Origin of the sequence: Kribbella sp. NPDC058245, from assembly GCF_042882005.1 — a bacterium.
Classification (GTDB): Bacteria; Actinomycetota; Actinomycetes; order Propionibacteriales; family Kribbellaceae; genus Kribbella.
Window position 1 is genome coordinate 1 of sequence record NZ_JBHVWY010000034.1, and the last position, 22,588, is coordinate 22,588.

Sequence of the window (22,588 nt, forward strand, 5' to 3'; positions counted from 1 at the left end):
GGCTCGCCCCGCCCCGGCTCGCCCCCGCCCGGCTCGCGCCGCCCGGTCGCCCCGCCCGCGCCGCCCCGGCTCGCCCCGCCCGGCTCGCGCCGCCCGGTTCGGCCCGTCCGCCGAGCCCGGTCGCCCCGTCGTACCGGCTCCGTCGCTTCCTGCTCCCTCCGGCAATTTGAGGGGAGATCCCCTGAAGTTGCCGGTTCTCTGCCCGAAATTTGGGGGGAGAAGGGGCCATCTCAGGGGAGATCCGTTGAAATGGCCGAGGTGCGATGGGCGGTATGGGGAGGTGGTGGGGAGCTGGGTCAGGCTGCTGGGCGGGCTCGGTTGAGGCTGCGGCGGATGGTGGCGGCGAGTTGGTCCGGCCGGTTGAGGTCCAACCAGACGGTGCGGACGACGTGCAGGCCGAGCGCTCGGAGCCGATCCTCGCGGCGTTTCTCGCGGATGAGGACTTCAGGTTCCCCGCTGGTGTATTTGAGGAGGCCGTCGAACTCGACGACGCTGTCCTCGACATCGAAGTAGAAGTCGGGCCTGCCGATCAAGCCTTCCTCGTCGTAGAACTCCACTTGAAGCTTGGGCGCCGGAAGGCCGTGCTGGTGCATCAGGACCCGGACGCGGGATTCCCCGACCGATTCCGACAGTGGGTCGGCGAACCGCATGACGGCTCGTGCCGCCGGACCCCCTGGCCAGAACTCGATCGCGGCCTGCAGACGCTCCAGGTCACCCGGCGTGAAGCCGCCGCGGCGCAGCGCGGCATCCGCGACGACGACTCCAGACTCGAAAGGCACGACGGAGGCGGTCTCGACGACGGCTCTGGGTACGGTCGTCACCAGCAGCCCGTCAATGACGGTCAGGTCCGCCGGTATGAGTACACCGAGGTGATGCCGAACGCCGGCCGTCAGGCCACCTGCTTGCCCGTCGAGTCTGGTGACGTGTACACGCTCGAGATCCAAGCCCCACAACGGAAGCCCATGTACGGCGAGGGCCGACTGATGGCTCACCGCGACTGACCCTGGCCGCAGCGAGTTCATCGCAGCGCGGACGGCCCGGAGGTGGCGCAGCCGGATCCGCTCCCAGTCCGGCATCTCGGTCTCGACCGGACGTTCGGCGTACTGGCCGTGCCGGATCCGCACCCAGCGACCGTCGCCGAGACGGTCGCGAACCTGACGTGGGGTGTAACCGCTGGCCAGCGCCTGGCGGCGGCTGAACACCCCGCCCTGCTGCTCGGCGATCACCCTGAGTTTCACATTCACGCGTTCAAGCATTCCGCAGCCGCCGCCTCTGTGGGCCGCTCCCAGAAGATCTGTGGATAACTCATTTCAGCGGATATCCCCTGAAGTCCCTGGTTCTCCCCTCGAATTTCGAGGGGAGAAGGGTCGCTTTGAGGGGATCTCCGGTCACATGGTCCAGGGGGTGAGACGCACCATGGGCGGGTTGACGAATGTCTAGTTAGTGGGTTGACAATGGGGTCATGACTCGCGAGTTGATCTTGGTGCAGCGCCGCCACATCGACCTGCTGCGTGTCGCCTCTCAGGCGTGTTGATTCCAGCGGTCGGCCTCAATCCACCCATCCGGAATCCCCTGGGAAACAAGGAGTTTCATCCTCATGTCAACCTCAGAGCTTCGCCCTGCCCTGTCCGAAATCACGCCGTCCACGCCGCAGGAGTGGATCCGGCGCGCCGCCGAGGTGGCGGCGATCCTGGCCGTCGACGCGGCTGAACGCGACCGCGCCGGCGCTACGCCGTACGACGAAGTCCAGCTGCTCAAGGACTCCGGCCTCGTCACTCTGCTGGGCCCGACCGAGCATGGTGGCGGCGGTCAGAACTGGCCGACGGCGTACAAGGTGATTCGTACGGTCGCCGAGGCCGACGGGTCGATCGGTCAACTGCTCGGTTATCACTTGTTGTGGTTCTGGGCCGCGCGGTTGGTCGGCACGAAGGAGCAGATCGCGGCGGTCGAGGAGCAGGCCACGAAGAACAAGTGGTTCTTCGGCGGTGCGGTCAATCCGCGGGACGCTGATGTGGTCGTCACCGATGAAGGCGACACGATCAGCTTCAGCGGTCGCAAGAGCTTCTCGACCGGTAGCAAGGTCTCCGACGTGACCGTCCTGGAAGGCACGCTGCTCGACAGCGGGACCCACGTCTTCGCGATCGTCCCGTCCGATATCGAGGGGCTGACCTTCCTCGACGACTGGGACAACATCGGCCAGCGGCTGACCGAGAGTGGCGGCGTCACCCTCAACCAGGTCCGGGTCGGGTGGGACCAGGCTGCTGGTTTCGTCGGCAAGACGTTCCAGCCGCGGGTCTACAACACCCTCAACGTTCCGACGATCCAATTGGTCTTCGTGAACTTCTACCTCGGCATTGCTCGCGGTGCCCTGGAGACCGCGGTGACCTACACGCGGGAGAAGAGCCGCTCGTGGCTGCACGGTGGGTATGCGACCGCTGTCGACGAGCCGGCGGTCATTGACGCGTACGGCGATCTGCAGTCGAAACTGTGGGCCGTCGAAGCGCTCGCCGATGCGGTCGCGCTGGAAGGGCAAGCTATCCACGACAACGCGTGGGAGGTCACCGAGCAGCAGCGTGGTGAGCACGAGGTGCGCGTGGCTGCGGTCAAGGCTCGCGCCACCGAGGTCGCGCTTGAGGTGACCAGCCGGATCTTCGAGGTCACGGGTGCCCGGTCGACCGCCACGATCGAAGGGCTCGACCGGTTCTGGCGCAACGTCCGGACGCACACGCTGCACGACCCGGTGGCGTACAAGCGGCGGGAAGTCGGGCGGCACCTGCTCGTCGGCGAACTGCCCGAGCCGACCTGGTACAGCTGATGTCGACCGAGCGCGTCGCGGACGCGGTCAAGTTCGCGTACTGGGTTCCGAACGTCAGCGGTGGCCTCGTCACCAGTGACATCGAGCAACGGACGAGTTGGGACTTCGAGTACAACAAGAAGTTGGCGCAGACGGCCGAGCGAGTCGGGTTCGAGTACGCGCTCAGCCAGGTTCGCTACACCGCGAGCTATGGCGCCGAGTTCCAGCACGAGTCGACGAGTTTCAGTCTCGCGCTGCTACTCGCGACCGAGCGGCTGAAGGTGATTGCCGCGGTTCATCCCGGGTTGTGGCAACCCGGCGTACTGGCGAAGTTCGGTGCAACTGCGGACCACCTTTCAGGTGGGCGGTTCGCGGTGAACGTGGTCAGCGGCTGGTTCAAGGGCGAGTTCACCGCGTTGGGGGAACCGTGGCTGGAGCACGACGAGCGGTACCGGCGGTCGGCCGAGTTCTTGCAGGTACTGCGCAAGCTGTGGACCGAGGACAACGTGGAGTTCGCCGGTGACTTCTACCGGATCCGCGACTTCACGCTGAAGCCGAAGCCAGGTGTCTTTCCCGAGTTGTTCCAGGGCGGCAACTCATCCGCCGCCCGGGACAACGCGGGCAAGCACTCGGACTGGTACTTCTCCAACGGCAAGGATTTCGACGGTGTCACCGAACAGCTTCTCGACGTACGGCGGGTTGCCCGCGACGCGGGTGGTGGTCGCGAGGTGAAGTTCGGGCTGAACGGATTCATCATCGCCCGGGACACCGAGAAGGAAGCGCGGGAGACGCTGCGGGAGATCGTTGCCAAGGCCAACAAACCGGCGGTGGAAGGGTTCCGGGACGCCGTGACCCAGGCCGGCCGGTCAGCGCCTGACGGCAAGGGGATGTGGGCGGACTCGTCGTTCGAGGATCTCGTGCAGTACAACGACGGATTCCGGTCGCAGCTGATCGGGACGCCGGAGCAGATCGCCGAACGCATCGTCGCCTACCGGCGGCGCGGCGTCGACCTGATCCTCGGCGGCTTCCTGCACTTCCAGGAGGAGATCGAGTACTTCGGTGCCCGCGTCCTCCCGCTGGTCCGTGAACTCGAAGCCGCCGAACGCAGCGCCGAGCTGGAGCTCGCCGCCGTCTGAGAGGCGTCGTCTGAAAGGCGTCGTCTGAAAACAGCCGCGGGCGCCCACTGTCGCCAGCGCCCGCGGCTCCCACCGACCGGGTTCGGCCGGGGTCACCAGGCCCGACCGCATCCGCTGCCGGCCGTCCACCGATCGGCCGGCAAACGACAGCAGGCCCACCTCCCCGTGCACAGGGGTGGTGGGCCTGCTGATCGTTCTGCGACTAGGCGCCGGCGCCTTCCTGCTTCACGCCGGCGACCGCGGTCGGGTCGTCGATCCGGTACTTGCGGGCCGCCTCGGCCGCAACCTCCGGCTTGACGTCACCGCGCTTGGCCAGGATCTGCAGGGCCGCGACGACGACCGACTCGGCGTCGACGTGGAAGTGCCGCCGGGCCGCGGCGCGGGTGTCGGCCAGGCCCCAGCCGTCGGTACCGAGCGACGTGTACTCGTTCGGGACCCAGCGGGAGATCTGGTCCTGTACGGCGCGCATGAAGTCGCTGACCGCGACGACCGGACCCTTGGTGTCCTTGAGCTGCTCGGTGATGAACGGCACCTGCTCCGGCTCCTCCGGGTGCAGCAGGTTGTGCTCCTCGGCCGCGACCGCGTCGCGACGCAGCTCGTTCCAGGACGTCACCGACCAGATGTCGGCAGCCACCGAGTACTCCTCGGCGAGGATCTGCTGTGCCTTGCGGATCCACGGCAGTGCGACACCCGAACCGAGCAGCTGGACGCGCGGGACGTCGTCGCCCGCGGCCGTCTGGTACTCCTCGAAGCGGTACATGCCCTTGAGCAGGGCCGCGACGTCGAGATCCTTCGGCTCGGCCGGCTGCGCGACCGGCTCGTTGTAGACGGTGAGGTAGTAGAAGATGTCCTCGCCGTACGGCTTGTCCTTGTCCAGCCCGTAGCCGTACATCCGGCGCAGGCCGTCCTTGACGATGTGTGCGACCTCGTAGGCGAACGCGGGGTCGTAGTGCACGGCCGCCGGGTTCGACGAGGCGAGCAGCGGCGAGTGACCGTCGGCGTGCTGCAGACCCTCACCCGTCAGTGTCGTCCGGCCGGCGGTGGCGCCGATCACGAAGCCACGGCCGAGCTGGTCGCCGAGCGCCCAGAGCTGGTCACCGGTCCGCTGGAACCCGAACATCGAGTAGAAGATGTAGAACGGGATCATCGGCTCGCCGTGCGTGGCATACGCCGTACCGGCCGCGATCATCGAGCCCATCGCACCGGCCTCGCTGATGCCCTCGTGCAGCAGCTGACCCTTCTCGGACTCCTTGTAGGCAAGGAGAAGAGCGCGGTCGACCGCCTCGTACTGCTGACCGTGCGGCGAGTAGATCTTCGCCGTCGGGAACATCGAGTCCATCCCGAAGGTCCGGTACTCGTCGGGCGCGATCGGCACGATCCGGTGCCCGATCTCCGGGTCCTTCATCAGGTCGCGGAAGAGCCGGACGAGCGCCATCGTGGTCGCCACCGGCGTCTTCTCGTTGCCCTTGCTGAGCGGCTTGTACACGTCGTCGCCCGGCAGCTTCAGCGTCTTCGGCCGAACCCGCCGCTCGGGCAGGAAACCACCGAGCTGGGAACGCCGCTCCATCATGTACTGGTACTCCGGCGAGTCCTTGCCGGGGTGATAGTACGGCGGATTGTAGGCGTCCTCGAGGTCCTTGTCCTCGATCGGCAGGTAGAGCCGGTCGCGGAAGGTCTTCAGGTCGTCGGACGTCAGCTTCTTCATCTGGTGGGTCGCGTTGCGGCCCTCCAGTGCCTCGATCGTCCAGCCCTTGACGGTCTGGGCCAGGATGACGGTCGGCTGCCCGACGTGCTCCTTGGCGCTCTTGAACGCCGCGTAGACCTTGCGGTAGTCGTGCCCACCACGAGGCAGTTTGCGCAGGTCCTCGTCGGACAGGTTCTTGACCATCTGCGTGAGCCGCTGGTCGCCGCCGAAGAAGTTGTTCCGGATGTACTCGCCGGACTCGACGGAGTAGGTCTGGAACTGGCCGTCGGGCGTGGTGTTCATCTTGTTCACCAGCGCGCCGTCGTGGTCCTGCGCGAGCAGCGAGTCCCACTCCCGGCCCCAGACGACCTTGATGACGTTCCAGCCGGCGCCGCGGAAATACGCCTCGAGCTCCTGGATCACCTTGCCGTTGCCGCGGACGGGACCGTCCAGCTGCTGCAGGTTGCAGTTGATCACGAAGGTGAGGTTGTCGAGCTCCTCGCGGGCGGCCAGGCCGATCGCGCCGAGCGACTCCGGCTCGCCCATCTCGCCGTCACCCAGGAACGTCCAGACGTGCTGGTCGCTGGTGTCCTTGATGCCGCGGTGGTGCATGTACCGGTTGAAGCGCGCCTGGTAGATCGAGTCCAGGGCGGCGAGACCCATCGAGACGGTCGGGTACTCCCAGAAGTCCGGCATCAGCCGCGGGTGCGGGTACGACGACAGCCCCTTGTGCGGGCCGCGCGACACCTCCTGGCGGAACCCGTCCAGCTGGTCGGCGCTCAGCCGGCCCTCGAGGAAGGCCCGGGCGTACATTCCGGGGGAGGCGTGGCCCTGGATGAAGACCTGGTCACCGCCGCCCGGGTGGTCCTTGCCCCGGAAGAAGTGGTTGAACCCGACCTCGTACAGGCTGGCCGCGGACTGGTAGGTGGCGATGTGACCGCCGACCTCGAGCCCCTTGCGGTTGGCCTTGCTCACCATCACCGCGGCGTTCCAGCGGATGAACGCCCGGATCCGGCGCTCGATGTGCTCGTCGCCGGGGAACCACGGCTCACGCTCGGGCGGGATCGAGTTGATGTAGTCGGTACTGCGCAGCGCCGGAACGCCGACCTGCCGTTCCCGAGCCCGCTCGATCAGCTTGAGCATGAGGTAGCGCGCCCGCGCCTTGCCGCGTTCGTCCAGCACGGCGTCGAGCGATTCGACCCACTCGCGTGTCTCGTCGGGGTCGATGTCGGGGAGCTGGGTGGGCATCCCCTCGGTGATGATGGCTGGTGGTTCGTGTCCGGAAGCCACGGTGTCCTGCCGTTCTCTCTGGTTGTCTTCAACCGCAATCCTGTCACCTGTTCGGAATGCGTTCTACTTCGGCTTCCTCGCAGGCGTGAATACGGTTGCCGGCGCCTGATCTGAGCGGACACGGACAGTACCCGCCGCGCGGATACCGGACACGTCACGGATACCTCGTGCATACTTGCGCGACGCGGTACGTCACGATGGACTATCGCTACTGACGTCTACCCCCGGGCAACCCGGGACCACGAAGGAGGACCTGTGAGCGCGACCGCGGACCACGCGGACGGCAAGGAGCAGCCGAACATGGCGGCCCGGCTCGGCCTGGAGGCCGGCTGGATCGTGCAGGAGATCGGCTACGACGACGACTGCGACGAGGATCTGCGCGACGCGATCCGGGCGGTCACCGGCGAGGAGTTCGTCGACGACGACACCGACGAGGTGGTCGACGTCGTACTGCTCTGGTTCCGCGAGGAGGACGGCGACCTGGTCGACGCCTTCTTCGACATCCTCACCGACCTGAAGGCCGGTGGTGTCGTCTGGCTGATGACTCCCAAGGTCGGCCGGGACGGGTACGTCGAGGGCAGCGAGATCGCCGAGGCCGCTCCGACCGCCGGGCTGTCCACCACGAGCACATTGAGCGTCACCGACGACTGGTCGGCGACCAAACTGGTGGTTCCGAAGTCGGGCCGCCGAGGCTGAGGTGACTGCTGCCGCCGGCAGCCAGGCCCCGGACTTCAGCACGCGCAACCAGCACGGCGAGGAGATCCGGCTGAGCCAGTACGCCGGGCGTCCCGTCGTACTGGTGTTCTATCCGTATGCCTTCAGTGGGGTCTGCACGGGTGAGCTGACGACCCTCCGGGACCGCCCGGACCTGCTGGCGGCAGCGGAGTTCCTGGCGATCTCGTGTGACCCGATGTTCAGCCTGCGCGCGTACGACGACGCCCAGCACCTCGGCTTCAGCCTGCTCACCGACTTCTGGCCGCACGGCGCGATTTCGGCCCGGTACGGCGCCTTCGACGCCGAGCGTGGTTGCGCCCACCGCGCCACCTTCGTGATCGACGGTGCCGGAGTGATCCGGTGGTCGGTCCTGAACCCGATGCCGGCCGCCCGAAATCCGGACGACTACGCCGAGGCCCTGGCGAATCTGAGGGCTTGAAAGTGATACGGTTTGCCGTCGCAAGGGCTGTTAGCTCAGTTGGTTAGAGCACCTCGTTTACACCGAGGGGGTCGGGGGTTCGAGTCCCTCACAGCCCACGCATCGAATGGGTGAGGTGTGCCGACGGAGAGCGTCGGCGGGTTCGATGCTTCGTGTCTTCTGGGGGTGCGACCCCCAGACCCCGCCCGGAGGGGCTCCGCCCCCCGGACCCCCTGGTGCGCCGGGCTGGTCGCCGTGGTCGGGTGCCGGTCGGTGGTTGCTGGTCGTCGCCGCTGGGTGCGGTCCGTCGGTGTTCACGGTTTGGTTTCGGGGGCGTATCTGATGCTCTCGCCACTCGTTGTAAGCGGTGTCGGCGGGTCCGGGAATTCTTAACTCATTGCTGGCCGGAACTGGGTCCTGCTGGGGCCGGAACGGCTGGTAGGGTTCACGGCTGTCGGTCGGCACGATGACGCACCGGGTCCGCTTGGTGACGGCATTGGTCCGGCTGTCCGAAATACGGGGCTTCGTGTCGGTGAGAGCGAGACGGGTGTGCCCTGAGCCCGGCTCCGTCCAGTGGGGGAGGCGCTTGTCCGTGGGTCACCGACCGACTCGCGTCATCGTGATCTCCGCCCCCCGCTCTGACGCCCCGTTGGTGGTGGCGCCGGCGTGGTGAGGAGCGGTGCCGACCGGCCGGCGATCAGCACCGGGCCGGCCTTGATGATTCCCGCGGGCTACCCGCGCGACCTGCCGACTGCGCTGCTGCGCGCGGCCCGCGACTTCAGCGGTGCCGGTGTGGTCGAGATCGGCGCGGACGGGCGCGAGACCAAGCTCGATTTCCCGACGCTGCTCGAGCTGGCCGCCCGGATCCTGGCCGGCCTGCGGGCGAACGGCGTACGGGCTGGTGATCCCGCGCTCGTGCACTGCACCGAGCCGGTGGGATTCTTCGCGGCGTTCTGGGCCTGCACGCTGGGCGGCATCCGCCCGCTGCTGATGGCACCCTCGCCCGAGGGCGACCGGACCGAGGCCGGCCGCGAGCGCCTGCGCACCGTCACCGACCTGCTCGGCTGGACCGTCCTCATCGGCCGCCCGTCGGACCTGCCCGACGACCTCGGCCTGCCGGTCCTCGACCCGGACGCCCTGGCCGGCCACGAGCCGACCAACGAGTTCCACCGCCCGGCCGCGGACGACGTCGCCGTACTGATGCTGTCCTCCGGCACCACCGGTACGCCGAAGATCGTGCAGCTCACGCATCGCGGCCTGGTCGAGTTCGCGGCGGGCACACCGGCGATGCTCCCGGTCCGCCCCGGCCAGACCACGCTGAACTGGCTCCCGCTGGACCAGAGCGGCGCATTCCTGCTCTACCACCTGCTGCCCGTCTTCACCGGCTGCACCAACATCCACGTCAACACCAACTGGGTGCTGGCCGACCCGCTGCGCTGGCTCGACCTGATGGACCAGCACCGGGTCAACCACTCCTGGTCGCCCAACTTCGGCTACCGGCTGACGACGCAGGCGATCGCGGGGGAGCCGGACCGGCACTGGGATCTGTCCGCGCTGCGCAGCCTGGTCAGCGGCGGCGAGCAGATTACCGTCCCCGTGATGACCGAGTTCCTCCGGCTGACGAACCGCTTCGGCGTCGTACCGGAGACCTTCGTCGCCGCCTGGGGCATGACCGAGACCGTCACCGGCATCACCTTCGCCCGCCCCGGCCTCACCCCGAACGTGCACCGCGTCCGCGTCCCACCCACCGGCATCGTCGAATGGGTCGACCAACGCCCGTCCTCCGGCAAGGTCGCGGTCGCACGCCCGGGCAAGACGCGCGCGGAGGCGCCCGGCGTACTGAGCCTGGTCTCCGTCGGCGCACCCGCTCCCGGTACGACGGTCCGCATCGTGGCGCCCAACGGTGCCGTGCTCCCCGAGGGCCGGATCGGTCAGCTGCAGGTCGCCTCCGCCCGGGTCACACCCGGCTATCTCGGCAACCTGGAAGCCGACCGCGAGGCGTTCCCGGTCGGCAACTGGCCGATGCGCAAGTGGCTGTCGACAGGCGACCAGGGCTTCATCACCGGCGGCCAGGTCGTCATTACCGGCCGCGACAGCGAGCGCATCATCATGCGCGGCACGCTCTACTACGCCCACGACATCGAAGCCGTAGCGGCCACTGTCGTCGGTGCCGAGGCCGGTCTGGTCGCGGCGTGCGCGGTACCGGACGTCGAGTCCGGCACGGATCGCCTGGTCGTCTTCTACGCGCTGACGCCGGACTCGATCCCCGGCATGGACCAGGCCATCCGCAGCCTCATCCAGACGAGACTGCACTTAATCGCCGAGGTCGTCGGCGTCCCGCGCCGCGACTTCCCGACCACCCCCGGCGGCAAGATCCTCCGCCCCCTCCTGAAGCAACGCTGGCTCGACGGCACCCTCGAAACGCCACCCCACCCGTACGTCGAACCCGCCGGCGCCACCTCGTACTCCGGCCCCACCGGCGAAGGCCCCGAATCCGCCACCGCCAACACCCACATCTCGGCCGAGGAACTAGAAGCCGGCGAACGCACCACCGAGCTCCCCACCGTCCGCCTAGCCTGGCAACGCACCCTCCAGCAAATCCCCACCCCACCCCAACGCCCCACCCTCGGCACCCCCACCGACCCCCTAACCGCCCCCGTCTCGGCCCCACCCCCCGCCGACGCCCTGCCCACCGAGGCGTTGGCCCCTGCCGACGCGCCGGTCCCTGCCGAGCCCACCTCGCCCCCCGCCGACGTTCAGTTGTCGGCCGCCGAGGCATCCACGCCCGCCGACACCCAGGCTCCTGCCGAGCCCCTTGCGACGCCCGCCGACGACCAGCTGCCCGCGTCCGAGCCGTTCACCTCCGCCGACGCATCGGTTCCTGCCGAGTCCATCTCGTCGACTACCGACGGTCTGCCATCCGCGACTGAGCCCGCCTCCGAGGCGGTGGCACCTGCCGACGCCCAGGCTCCTGCCGAGCCGGTCTCAACCGCCGCTGACGACCAGCTGCCCGCGTCCGAGCCGTTCACCTCCGCCGACGCATCGGTTCCTGCTGAGCTCGTCGCAACCGCCACTGACGGTCTGCCGTCCGCAACCGAGCCTGAGGCGCTTACCCCAGGCGATGCTCAGGCTCCCGCTGAGCCCGTCCAGGACCACTCCGACGCACTCGCGGCCGATTCGCCCACGGCGTCCGAGTCCGCCGACGTACCGAGTGCCGGCGACGCGTTGACCGAGCCCGTCTCAGCACACGAAGCCGCGCCAGCCGATGCGTCGACCGAGCCCGTCTCAGCACGTGACGCCGCGGAAGCCGATGCGCCGACGAACTCTGCCGAGCCCCGGTCCGCGTCCGCCGCCGGCTCCGCCTCCGACGTACCCACCCTTGCGGACACTCCGGCCGAGGTCGCCTCAGCACCTGTCGACGAAACCGCGCCGAAGGCACCCGCTGAGCCCATCGACGGCGAAGCGAGCACCCCCGACTCCGCTCCCGACGACACCTCGGCCGAGGTGGTCTCAGCACCTGCTGACGACACCGCGCCTGCTGAGGCGTCGACAGCACCCACCGAGTCTTCGGCGCTTGTCGATGGAGAGGTGCCTGCTGCCGACTCCGATTCGCCCACTGTCGGCAACGCTCCGGCTGACGCCGTCGCAGCGTCCGCGGCACCTCAGCCCGACGCTCCCGAAGCATCCGTCGAGTCCGCTCCCGCACCAGCCGACGCCCTCACAGCTCCCGTCGAGCCCACCACACACATCGACGTACCGGAAGCTGAAGCGGCCTCGCAGGCTGACCTACCGGAGACTCCGGCAGCGTCCGCCAACGTCGAGGAAGCTGCCGCCCCCACGACATCCGTCGAGGAACCAGAAGCACCGGCCGCGTCCGCCGACGTACAGGAGACTCCTGCGGCTTCTCCGCGGGCCGACGACGCAGAAGCCAGTGCGGAATCCGCGCCGGTCGACTTGCACGAGACCTCGGCCGCCGACGTACAGGAAGCTCCCGCGGCTTCTGCACCGGCCGACGACGAGGAAGCTCCTGCGGCGTCCGCACCCGAAGACGTTCAGGAATCCGACGCTCAGGTAGATGCGCTCGCATCCAGCGACTCGGGCGACGGGCAATCCGGAGAGTCGGCGGAGGTACCCGCCGAGGACGAGTCGACGGACGCGGTCGCCCAAACAACGGGACTCCCGGAGGAAGCGGACAGCTCCGCGCACCCGGTCGCCGAGCAGGCAGCCGCCGACGAGCGCTCGCCTGACGCTGAGTCGCCTGAGGCCACCGAGCAGGTCTCCGCGCTGGAGTCGGCTGAGCAGGTTCTCGGTACGTCGCCGGAGTCGGGTGAGGAGGCTCCTAACGCGGCGCCGGAGTCGGCTGAGGACCTTCCTGGTACGTCGGCTGAGCGTGATTCCGAGTCGGAGTCGGTCGGCGGACTGTCGGAGCAGGTTGCGGCGGAACTGCAGCGCGCTGACGAGGCTGTCGGCGAGCAGTCCTCCGCGCAAGGGTCGATCGAGCCGGAGACGGAATCGTCCGATGAGCCTGCTGACGCCTCGGTGTCGGCGCAGGCTGGAGAGCGTCCCGTGACCGAGCCCGATCCGGTCACCGAGGTTGAGAGCGTGGAGCCGGCCGAGGGCGAGGCGACGGAGTCGGCTGAGGCTGAGGAGCCGGAGACCGTCACGGTTGGTGCGGAGGGGCTCGACTCAGGTTCGGTCGAGCCGTCGGCTGAGGAGTCCTTGGCGTCGCAGGAGCCGGGTGAGGCCGAGGCTGACGCGCTTGAGGTCGCTGAAGCGGCTGCCGAGGTTGAGGTTCCGGCTGACGATGCTCCTGAGGTGGATGTCGAGTCGTCGGCTGCGGAGCAGTCCGCTGTCGAGCTTCAGCTGTCGGAGGCTCCGGCTGCCGACCCAGTGCATCGGATGGCGCAGGCGCCGACCGCTGCGCAGCTGCCGACCTCCAAGCCCTCGACAGCGGACGAGGCAGCCAGTGAGCCCGCAGCACCTGAACTGGTCGCCGACCAGCCGGTCGAAGCTGAGCTGAGCGCGTCCGCCGAGCTGCCCGTCGAGGCTGAGGCGGTCGCCGACGACGTAGCCGAGGCGGCTGAGAACGAACTGGCGGAGGAGCCGGACGTCGCGCAGGAACTGGCTGCGTCGGATGAGGGTGCCGCGGAAGGAGAGCTGAACAGCGCCGAGAACGCGGCGGCTCCCGTTGGCGACTCACCCGAGTCCGCGACTGAAGCGGCCGTCGTACCGGCGCCTGCCCAGCCCGCGACTGAAACGGGCGTCGTACCGGCGTCTGCCCAGCCCGCGACTGAAGCGGCCGTCGTACCGGCGCCTGCCCAGCCCGCGGCTGAGGCGGCCGTCGTACCGGCGCCTGCCCAACCCGCGGCGGCTTTGGTTGAGCCGGTGGCTGTGGTGGGGGTTGCTGGGCGGTTCCCGGGGGCGGAGACGCTGGAGCAGTTCTGGGACAACCTGGTGGGCGGGGTCGAGAGCGTACGGCGGTTCGCGACCGACGAGTCTGGTGAGCTGGCGGTCAGCGGTGTACTCGAGCACGTTGAATCCTTTGACGCGAAGTTCTTCGGGCTGAGCGACCGCGAGGCCGAGTTGATGGACCCGGCGCAGCGGTTGTTCCTTGAGGTCTGCCACCAGGCACTCGAGCATGCCGGCTACGGCGGCGTCACCAACCGGGTCGGCATCTTCGCCGGCTCCGGCATGAACCTCTACAACCGCCAGCCGCAGGCGCGCGACTCGCTCGCTGCCCGCGTCGCCTATCGCCTCGGTCTCACCGGCCCAGCGATCGGCGTTCAGTCGGCCTGGTCGTCCTCGCTCGTCGCGGTGCATTTGGCCTGCCAGGCCTTGCGTTCCGGCGATGCGGACCTCGCGCTGGCGGGAGCGTCCGCCGTACAGGTGCCGCAGGCAACGAGTTACCAGCCTTCGCCCGAGTCGATCCTGTCGCCGTCCGGTCACGTGCGCGCGTTCGACGCGGCCGCGGACGGCACGGTCGGCGGCAACGGGGTCGCCGCCGTACTGCTGAAGCGTCTCGATCAGGCCGTCGCTGACGGAGACACCGTGTACGCCGTCATCCGCGGCACTGCGGTCAGCAGCGATGACGTTGCTAGCGGCAACCAAACCTTGATCGAGCGCGCCCTTGAGCGCGCCGGGTTCGCGGCCGACTCTTTGAGCTACCTCGAAGCGAACGCGATCGGCAGCGCCACGGCCGACGCCGCCGAGGTGCAAGCGCTGACGACCGCCATTCGCCGGCACACCGACAAGGTCGGCTTCTGCACGATCGGTTCGGTCAAGCCGAACATCGGTCACCTCGACAGCGCCTCCGGCATGGCCGGTCTGATCAAGACCATCCTGATGCTGCAGCACCGGACGCTGGTTCCGACCATCAACTACACCGAGCCCAACCCGGCGCTCGCGCTCGACGGCAGCCCGTTCGTGGTCGCGACCGAGGCTCGCGACTGGGAGGCCGGTACGACGTTGCGCGCCGGCGTCAGCGCTCTCGACGCCGGCGGTACCAACGCGCACGTGATCCTGGAGGAGCCGCCGCGCCAGGTCCGCCGCGGCGACGACGGGCCCGTCGTACTGCCGCTGTCTGCTCCCGACCCGGACGCGTTGACCGACCTCGTCGAGCTCTACCGCGCCGACCTCGAGCAGGGTACCGGCCACCGCCTCATCGACCTTGCCGGTACGGCGGCGCTCGGGCGACCGGCGCATCGGCACCGCATCGCCGTGGCGGGTGCATCGGAGGCCGAGCTGGTCGACGCACTCGGATCCGCTCAGGCGACCGAGATCCCGCGCGGCGGCCCGGGTCCGCTCGGCTATGCGTTCACCGGCCAAGGTGCCGCCCGTCGCGGCATGGCGGCTGGGCTCGCGGCGCGCTTCCCGGTCTTCCGTTCGGTGCTTGATGAGTGCGACCGCGTGTACGCCGAAGAGACCGGCGGCAGCCTGCTTGATCTGCTGCTCACCCCGGCTGGTCAGTCGGAGGGCGTCTGGCCGACCGAGACCGCGCAACCGGCGCTCTTCGCGTTCGAGCTTGCACTCGCCCGGCTGTGGCAGTCGTTCGGTGTACAGCCTGCGCTGGTGGTCGGTCACAGCGTTGGTGAGTACGCCGCGTTGTGTGTCGCTGAGGCGCTGTCGCTGGCGGACGGCGTACGGCTGACTGCGAAGCGCGGCGAGCTGATGCAGCGTGGGACGGCACCGGGCGCGATGGTGTCGGTGCGAGCGGATGCGGACCGGGTTCGCGAGCTGGCACAGACGTCTGGGGTGGAGATTGCCGCAGGCAACGGTCCGCAGTCGTTCGTGCTGACCGGGTCCGAGGTGATCGTCGGGCAGTTGGCCGAGCAGCTGGATCAGTTGCAGGTGGCTTGGCAGCGGCTGGATGTCGACCGGGCGTTCCACAGTTCGCTGGTGGATCCGATCCTGGCGGACTTCGCGACGATCGTGCGTGGGATCACGCTGAAGCCGTTGCGGACGCCGATGGTGTCGAGCTGGTCGGGTGAGCTGCTCGAGTCCGGCACGGTGCTGGACGGCGACTACCTGGTCGGGCAGTTGCGGCAGCCGGTGCTGTTTGGGGATGCCGTCGAGGCCGTGACCGCGGCTGGGTGCCGTCGGTTCCTGGAGCTCGGACCGGACGCCGTACTGAGCCCTGCTGGACGGCGGATCGCGCCGAACAGCACGTGGATTCCGGCGCAGCGCCTTGGGCAGGACCCGGTGCTGGCGACGATGAACGGCCTGGCCGAGCTGTACGAGCAGGGCACCGAGATCACGTGGTCGAAGGTCTATGGGTACGGCGGTCGCGTGCCGTTGCCGACGTATCCGTTCCGTAGAGTGCACCACCCGGTGGACACGTCGTCCGCTGCGCCTGCGGCCGTGGCTGACGGGGTCGTGCGTGGTTCGGTGAGCGCGTTCGAGCGGGCCGCGCGGGCGCAGGCGGTTGGGTTTGCACCGTCGAGTGCCGCGGTGAAGCGAATTCCGCTGGATCCGCCGGCCGAGGTGGCTGAGGTCGCTGCGGTCGACGACAACGCGGAGGAGGAATCGCCGTTCGCGCTGCCGGAGGAGACGCACTCCGTCGACGCGGACTACCTCGCGCAGGCGGGGTCGCTGTCGGGTGATGAGGTGTCGGCTGAGCGGTATCGCGAGTCGCTCGACGCCGTACTGGATCTGACCTGCGACGTACTGCGGCTCGATCCGTATGACCTGACGGTTGACCACACGTTCGCAGAGCTTGGCGGTACGGCGGAGTCGATGGCGCCGGTGATCGACCGGATCAACGAGCAGTTCTCGGTGGAGCTGACGGCGGAGACGCTGTTCTCGTCGTACACGACCCCGCACAAGCTGGCCACGGCGGTCGCCGTACAGACGACCCGGGCGGACGACGAGCAGGTTGCTGAGAGCAACGAACCTGCTGAGACGCCTGTGCAGGAAGAAGAAATTATCGAGCCGGTGGAGATCGCGGTCTCTGAGGTTGAGGTTGCGCCGGTCGACGCTGAGTCTTCGGAGCCTGCTGGTGAGCCCGATGCTCGGGTTGCGCTGGCTGTGCTTGGTACCGGGCTTGCGGAGCTCGCGGCTCGGGTTGAGGAAGCGGCGACTGCGACGAGTGCTGCTGAGCTTCCGGGGAGCGGGATGGCGGCACTCATGTCGCAGCAGCTCCGCGTCGCCGGGCAACTCGTCGACGGTGTCACCAAGCTGATGCGCGAACAGTTGTCCCTCCTGAGCGAGAACACCTTCGGTGAAGAGGCGGGTGACGGCGCCAACGGTTCCACTACCGCGGCGGACTCTGGCGACACAGCATCCGGTACGCCGTCCGCCGGCCCTGGTGTCTCCGCCGCGTCCCTTGCGGGCGGCACCTTTGGGCCTGAGACCCCCGGCATCACCCGGACGGCCGCCGTACCCAGCTCCACTTCTTCTACTGAGGTTGTTGAGCGCGAGGTCGCTGCCGCCGAGAGTGAGCCGGCGGGTGATGCACCTGCAGCAGTTGACGGGGATGAGGCGGATGGTGCGGCCGACCCGGGTGCAGGCGTGCGGGACGAGGCGGGTTCGGGTGCAGGTGGTGGGGTAGGCGAGCGGACCGTCGTACCGGTTCCTTACTCGGATGGTCGGGTGGGGGAGCTGCGGCGGGTTGTGGTTGAGGGGGAGATGGCGCCGGCGGTCGGTGGGCGGCGGCGGGATGTTGGGTATTGGCAGGTGGCGCTGGCGGGTGCCGAGCCTTTGGTTTTGCCGGCTGATGGTGGGCGGCGGGGTGAAGTTGCTTCGGTGAAGTTGGAGCTGGAGGACGAGCTCGGGGACGCCGTGTTCGTGTTCAGCCGGGAGCGCAAGGTCAGTCCGCTGATGACGATGCTGGCCGCTGTGGGGACTGTGCTGGGACGGTTTGCGGCGCAGGAGGATGTGACGATCGGGTCGGCGTTGATTCGGCCGCAGGGGGACACCACGGCGGGAGTTCGCCGGGCGTTGCCGATTCGGATCGACCTGTCGGGTGAGCCGGATCTTGGTGAGCTCGCGCATCGCGTACGCGACGTGACGACCGGTGCGTTCGACCACGCGGGGACTGACCTGGCGATCCTTCAGCGCGACCCGCTCTTCCAGATTCTGGTGGAGTTCGAGGACGGCGAGGAGGAGCTCCCGGAGCCGCTCGACCTGCGGCTGCGGTTGACGCACCACGGCGCCGGCATCACCTGTACGGCGGACTACCGGGCCGGGTTGTTCCACCGGAGCACGATCGACCGGCTGCTCAATTACCTGCAGGCTGTGTTGCGCAGGGCAACGGCTGAGCCACGGCTTCGCCTTCCCCAGTTGATGATGCCGATCGCGGCTGACCTCGAAGCGCTGCGCCGGCTCGAAGGTGATCTCGAACCGGTCGGCCCGATCGGCCGCGGCCGCCGGGACGCTGTAGTGGCCGGCGAATTGAGCGGATTGCACACGCTGTTCGAGCAGCAGGTCGCGCGGACGCCGGATGCGGTCGCGCTGGTGCAGGGCCAGCGCGAACTCACGTACGCCGAGCTCGACCGCCGCTCCAACGCCGTCGCCTGGCAGCTCACGGATCATGGGGTGAACCCCGGTCAGCTGGTTGCGGTTCGAGTTGCCCGAGGCACCGAGTTGGTGGTCGCCGTACTCGGGGTGCTGAAGTCGGGAGCGGCATACCTGCCGCTGGATCCCGGCGTACCGGAGTCTCGTTGGGCCTTCATGGTGAACGACGCTGCTGCGGTTGCGCTGGTCGGTGACGACGCGGCGCTGGCCGATCGGCTCGGGCTGCGGCTCGTGCCGGTAGCGACCTCCGACAGCGATCCGCGATCGCGGCAGGCGCCGCCGGTGCAGGCTGCGGCCGATGATCTTGCCTACTGCATCTATACGTCGGGTTCGAACGGCAACCCGAAGGGCGTGCTGGTTCCGCATCGCGGGCCGGTCAACCTGGTTCGGCATTACCTGCGGACGCGGAGTTCGCTGCGGACTCTGCAGTGGACGTCGTTCGGGTTCGACGTCCATGTACAGGAGATGTTCACTGCGCTGGCGTCCGGGGCCGCGCTGGTGCTGATCGGTGAGGACGACCGGTACGACCCGGACGCGGTCATCTCGGCGCTGCGCGACCATGGGGTCGAGCGGCTCTTCATGGCCTTCAGCCCGCTGACCGCGTTGCTCGCGACGATGCGCCGGCTGCCCGAACTGCCCGCGCTGCGCGAGATCGTCGCGGGTGGCGAGGCGATGGTGCTGACGCACAAGGTGCGGGACTTCCTCGACGCACACCCGGAATGCCGTCTGTACAACGAATACGGGCCGGTGGAGGCGTCGATCGTCACCACGATCCACGCGGTCGACCCGACCGAGGACCGTCCGTCGATCGGGCGCCCGGTCGACGGCGTCGCCGTACGGCTGCTGGACCAGGTCGGGCGACCGGTACCCGTTGGGGGCGTGGGCGAGATCCACCTCGGCGGCGCGGCCGTTGCCCAGGGCTACATCGGTCGTCCGGACGAGACCGAGACCGCCTTCGTCCCGGACCCCGCGCACCCGGGCGGCCGCCTCTACCGCAGCCGCGACCTCGGCCGCTGGCGTCCCGACGGCACGCTCGAGTACCTCGGTCGCGCCGACGACCAGGTGAAGATCCGCGGCCACCGCGTCGAGCCCGGCGAGACCGAACACGTGCTGGCCGACCAGCCCGGCGTGATCGACGCCGTCGTCATCGCCATCTCCGACCACGGCGGCGACACCTGCCTGATCGGCTACGTGGTTCTCGAGGACAGTGACCCGGCAACCCTGGCCCGCCTGATGCTTGACCTGGGCAAGGAGCTGCCGATCTACCTGGTCCCCGCGGACCTGATCCCGATCGAAGAGCTGCCCCTGGACGACAACGGCCGCCTGGACCGCACGCGCCTCCCCGAACCCGAGTGGCTGCACCCGTAAGCATCTGCGCGAGCCCGCGGCGCGGACTGTTCTGAGGAAGGCAGCTCGCCGGCCCCGGCGAGAGGCCCATCGAGGTGGTGAGCGGTCCTCCACCCTCCTGAGGACCGATCGCCGGCGTCTACTGCGTCACCTGCCTTGAACGGCGAGGCGGCGGAGAGTCTCCTCTCCGCCGCTCACGCGTTCTGGTCGGTCCACGGCCCCCCATCGACCGACCTTTGTGGCTGATCCAGGTCCCCCCTTGACCAGCCGTGGATGACGTGCCCCCACCCCATCCATCCGTTGCATCGCGTGCGGAGGGGTCGCCGTTACACGGATCGGAGCAATTGCGTAAGAATTGCGCAAAGATGCGTGGGACAGGCGTTTCCGACGCAGGAGGATGTGCGGAAAGGGCAGTATGTTGCCCGGCCGCGCAACATCAACGGGTAATCAAACGATCGAGGACCAGGCCTGGTGAGCCGCTCCGAGCAGGCCAGCGTTATCCAATTGTGCTGGTACGACGGTCAGGTCTGCGACGAACGGCAGTTGCGCGAGCCGCTTCACCCAGGCCTGGACCGGGTCGAACAGCACCGGCCCCGCCTTCGACACCCCGCCACCGATCACCACGGTCGTCAGATCGACCGTGACCGCGGTCGCGACGATCCCGGCCGCCAGCGCCTGAGCGCCGTCGTCGAAGGCCGCGAGCGCGAGCTCGTCCCCGGCGGCCGCATCAGCAGCCAGTACGGCGGCGTCCACGCTCTCGCCGACCCGCCAACCCCGGCGTTGGGCCCGAGCCACCATCCGCGGCCCGCTCGCGTAGGTCTCGACGCACCCGTACGAACCGCAGGCGCACGCCTCGCCGTTCAGATCGACAACCACATGCCCGATGTGGGCGGCGTTCCCCGATTGGCCCAGGAGCGGCCGGCCGTCGACGACCAGCCCACCGCCGACACCGGTCGACACCACGATGCCCAGCAGCGTCTGCGCGTCCCGCCCGGCGCCGGTCCAGAACTCACCCAGTGCGAAGCAATGCCCATCCACTCCAAGCGTCACCGGTACGTCGACCAGCGCGCGCACCCGATCGACGAGCGGGAAGTTCCGCCAGCCGGTGATGTTCACCGGCGACACCAGTCCGTGCTTGGCGTTGAGTGGACCGGCTGAGCCGATCCCGACCGCCAGTGGAGCGGCATTGCCGAGCACCCGGCCGACCAGTTCGCCGAGCGCCGCGAACACCTGGTCGGCATCGCCCGCCGGCGTCGCGATCCGGTCGCCGACGACGATCGTTCCGTCCGCGGACACGAGAGCGGCGGCCATCTTCGTGCCGCCGATGTCGATCCCGAGAACCGTGCTCACTGTGTCGCCGCTCATCGTCCCCCCGCCATTAGCCGATCCGCGCCCACTCCGTCAGCCCGAGCCGGTCCCCAGGTCCACCTCGCCGCCGATCCGCCGTACCGAGCCGTTGTCTCGCCCGGGAACGCAGCAGCGCGGACCCGGTGCGGGGTGGGGGATGTCGGCCGGGCAGGGAAGAACTGCTCGCGCACGGAAGGCTCAGGCGCGCGGTGCTCAGGGTTCTGCTCGGTCACGTGTCGGGCTCCGTCGGGGGCGGTCAAGGTCGAGAGACAACGTTATCTGTAGTCGGCCCGATCGGCGAGGGGTGATCGGGATGAATCCGCGCCGAACCTGCAGAAAGACGCTCGGGCGAGACCTTGACTGGCCCTGACAACGATGACACTCAAGGCCGTTTGACGGCCGAAAATCGGCGCTCTGACGGACCGGTAGCATGAGGCCGCGGGAGGTCGGATGGCGGACGTGGCGTTGACCGCGGCGGAGCGCGAGCTCCTCGACGGTGCGGCCGGTCCTGCGGTGGCGCTGGCGATGCGGCTGATCACCGGACTGGCCCGCACACTCGGCGCCCGGTCCCTGGTGCCGATCACCTCAGCGCACGTCGACGGCTGCCTCCACCACGGTCAGGCCGGACTCGATTTCGCCGAGCGACTCGTCGAGCTCGGCGGGCGCGTCGTCGTACCGACGAGTCTGAACGTCGGCTCCCTCGACCTCCTGCACCCGGGCCTGGTCCGGCTGGCCGGGTCCGAACGCCAGGATGCCCGGCGGTTGATGGACGCGTACACCGCCCTCGGCGCCTCACCGACCTGGACCTGCGCGCCGTACCAGGACGCCCAACGCCCTACCTTCGGCGAACACATCGCCTGGGCCGAGTCCAACGCGATCGCTTTCGCGAACTCGGTCCTCGGCGCCCGCACCGACCGGTACGGCGATTTCGTCGACATCTGCGCCGGGCTGACCGGGCGAGCGCCGTACGCGGGCTTGCATCTCGACGAGACCCGTCGCGCCCGGGTCGAGCTCGACCTCAGCCCGCTGCCGGCCCACACCCTCCGGATGGACGCGGCCTGGGCCGCCCTCGGTCACCTCACCGGCAAACTCGCCTCCGACCGCGTCCCCCTCCTGACCGGCTGGGACGAGAGGGTCCCCGAGGACCACCTGAAGGCCTTCGGCGCCGCAGCCGCCTCCCGCGGCGGCATCGGCCTCTTCCACGTCGCCGGTACGACGCCCGAAGCCGCTCACCAAGGTGATGCCGTGGAGACGGTCCACCGCATCACCCCGGCGATGCTGAGTGCCGCTCGCGATGAACTGTCGAGCCCGGGGGCGGGGCGGTTGGATGCGGTCAGCATCGGTACGCCGCACTTGTCGGTCCGCGAATTCGAGGAGCTGGCGGCTCTCGTGCGCGCCGGCGAAGCGATGTCGCCGAACGTCGAGGTCTGGGCGTCCACCAACCGCGCCACCGCAAAGGTTGCCGAGAGCAACGGATGGCTCACGGACCTGGAGTCGGCCGGCATCCGCGTCCTCGTCGACACCTGCACCTACGTGACGTCCGTCCTCCGCCCCCAAACCCGCCACGTGATGACCAACTCCGCCAAATGGGCCTGGTACGCCCCCGTCAACCTAGGCGTCCAAGTAACCTTCGGCACCCTGGCCGACTGCCTAACCTCAGCCCGCACCGCCAAAGTCACCCGAGACACCGCCTCCTGGCACTAGCCTCCGCTTTGCGTGGAGTTACTGCCGCTGAGAGGCAGTAACTCCCCGCAAACCCCCGCCCGCCCTCCCCGATGCACCCGCGCCCCCCGACGCCGTTGTCGCCCGCCGGATGAGAGCCTTTGTCAACCCTCGTCCTTTGGGTG

10 protein-coding genes and 1 tRNA gene are annotated in these 22,588 nt (G+C 68.9%); 8 read left to right on the top strand and 3 right to left on the bottom strand.

Going from position 1 to position 22,588, the window contains the following annotated elements; translation table 11 throughout:
* Positions 1-296 precede the first annotated feature (296 nt).
* On the bottom strand, positions 297-1,244 hold the full coding sequence (locus ACFVWG_RS41370) for a type IV toxin-antitoxin system AbiEi family antitoxin domain-containing protein (protein ID WP_391549026.1): 948 nt from the start codon (positions 1,242-1,244) through the stop codon (positions 297-299).
* A gap of 218 nt (positions 1,245-1,462) precedes the next feature.
* On the opposite strand from ACFVWG_RS41370, the gene ACFVWG_RS41375 reads away from it, so the two are divergent.
* The 3 genes from ACFVWG_RS41375 to sfnG all read left to right on the top strand — a co-directional run bounded on the left by ACFVWG_RS41375 (position 1,463) and on the right by sfnG (position 3,930).
* On the top strand, positions 1,463-1,534 hold the full coding sequence (locus tag ACFVWG_RS41375; protein ID WP_355465572.1) for a putative leader peptide: 72 nt from the start codon (positions 1,463-1,465) through the stop codon (positions 1,532-1,534).
* A gap of 63 nt (positions 1,535-1,597) precedes the next feature.
* The gene (locus ACFVWG_RS41380; RefSeq protein ID WP_391549027.1) at positions 1,598-2,815 is read left to right on the top strand and encodes an acyl-CoA dehydrogenase family protein; all 1,218 of its coding nucleotides are present in this window, start codon (positions 1,598-1,600) and stop codon (positions 2,813-2,815) included.
* Positions 2,815-3,930 (top strand): dimethylsulfone monooxygenase SfnG, encoded by a 1,116-nt coding sequence (gene sfnG, locus ACFVWG_RS41385; protein WP_391549028.1) that lies wholly within the window; start codon positions 2,815-2,817, stop codon positions 3,928-3,930. The genes ACFVWG_RS41380 and sfnG overlap by 1 nt, the downstream gene beginning before the upstream one ends.
* Before the next feature lie 202 nt (positions 3,931-4,132).
* On the opposite strand, the gene aceE is transcribed toward sfnG, so the two are convergent.
* Complete coding sequence (aceE, locus tag ACFVWG_RS41390; RefSeq protein ID WP_391549034.1) at positions 4,133-6,862, bottom strand: pyruvate dehydrogenase (acetyl-transferring), homodimeric type; 2,730 nt, start codon at positions 6,860-6,862, stop codon at positions 4,133-4,135.
* Between the two features lie 297 nt (positions 6,863-7,159).
* Between aceE and ACFVWG_RS41395 the strand changes: the two genes are divergently transcribed.
* The 4 genes from ACFVWG_RS41395 to ACFVWG_RS41410 all read left to right on the top strand — a co-directional run bounded on the left by ACFVWG_RS41395 (position 7,160) and on the right by ACFVWG_RS41410 (position 19,415).
* Complete coding sequence (locus ACFVWG_RS41395; protein WP_391549029.1) at positions 7,160-7,600, top strand: DUF3052 domain-containing protein; 441 nt, start codon at positions 7,160-7,162, stop codon at positions 7,598-7,600.
* A gap of 1 nt (position 7,601) precedes the next feature.
* The gene (locus ACFVWG_RS41400; RefSeq protein WP_391549030.1) at positions 7,602-8,057 is read left to right on the top strand and encodes a peroxiredoxin; all 456 of its coding nucleotides are present in this window, start codon (positions 7,602-7,604) and stop codon (positions 8,055-8,057) included.
* 24 nt (positions 8,058-8,081) lie between these two features.
* Positions 8,082-8,155: transfer RNA gene (locus ACFVWG_RS41405), tRNA-Val, on the top strand.
* Between the two features lie 547 nt (positions 8,156-8,702).
* The gene (locus ACFVWG_RS41410) at positions 8,703-19,415 is read left to right on the top strand and encodes an amino acid adenylation domain-containing protein (RefSeq protein ID WP_391549031.1); all 10,713 of its coding nucleotides are present in this window, start codon (positions 8,703-8,705) and stop codon (positions 19,413-19,415) included.
* A 426-nt stretch (positions 19,416-19,841) separates the two neighbouring features.
* On the opposite strand, the gene ACFVWG_RS41415 is transcribed toward ACFVWG_RS41410, so the two are convergent.
* On the bottom strand, positions 19,842-20,759 hold the full coding sequence (locus ACFVWG_RS41415) for an ROK family protein (RefSeq protein ID WP_391549032.1): 918 nt from the start codon (positions 20,757-20,759) through the stop codon (positions 19,842-19,844).
* Positions 20,760-21,191: 432 nt separating this feature from the next.
* On the opposite strand from ACFVWG_RS41415, the gene ACFVWG_RS41420 reads away from it, so the two are divergent.
* On the top strand, positions 21,192-22,445 hold the full coding sequence (locus ACFVWG_RS41420) for an aconitase X (RefSeq protein WP_391549033.1): 1,254 nt from the start codon (positions 21,192-21,194) through the stop codon (positions 22,443-22,445).
* The last annotated feature ends 143 nt before the right edge of the window (positions 22,446-22,588 follow it).

Bases quoted from the DNA above. Each gene is read 5' to 3' on its own strand.
- ACFVWG_RS41380 (WP_391549027.1), top strand. From the start codon at position 1,598: ATGTCAACCTCAGAGCTTCGCCCTGCCCTGTCCGAAATCACGCCGTCC.
- sfnG (WP_391549028.1), top strand. From the start codon at position 2,815: ATGTCGACCGAGCGCGTCGCGGACGCGGTCAAGTTCGCGTACTGGGTT.
- aceE (WP_391549034.1), bottom strand. From the start codon at position 6,862: ATGCCCACCCAGCTCCCCGACATCGACCCCGACGAGACACGCGAGTGG.
- ACFVWG_RS41415 (WP_391549032.1), bottom strand. From the start codon at position 20,759: ATGAGCGGCGACACAGTGAGCACGGTTCTCGGGATCGACATCGGCGGC.
- ACFVWG_RS41420 (WP_391549033.1), top strand. From the start codon at position 21,192: ATGGCGGACGTGGCGTTGACCGCGGCGGAGCGCGAGCTCCTCGACGGT.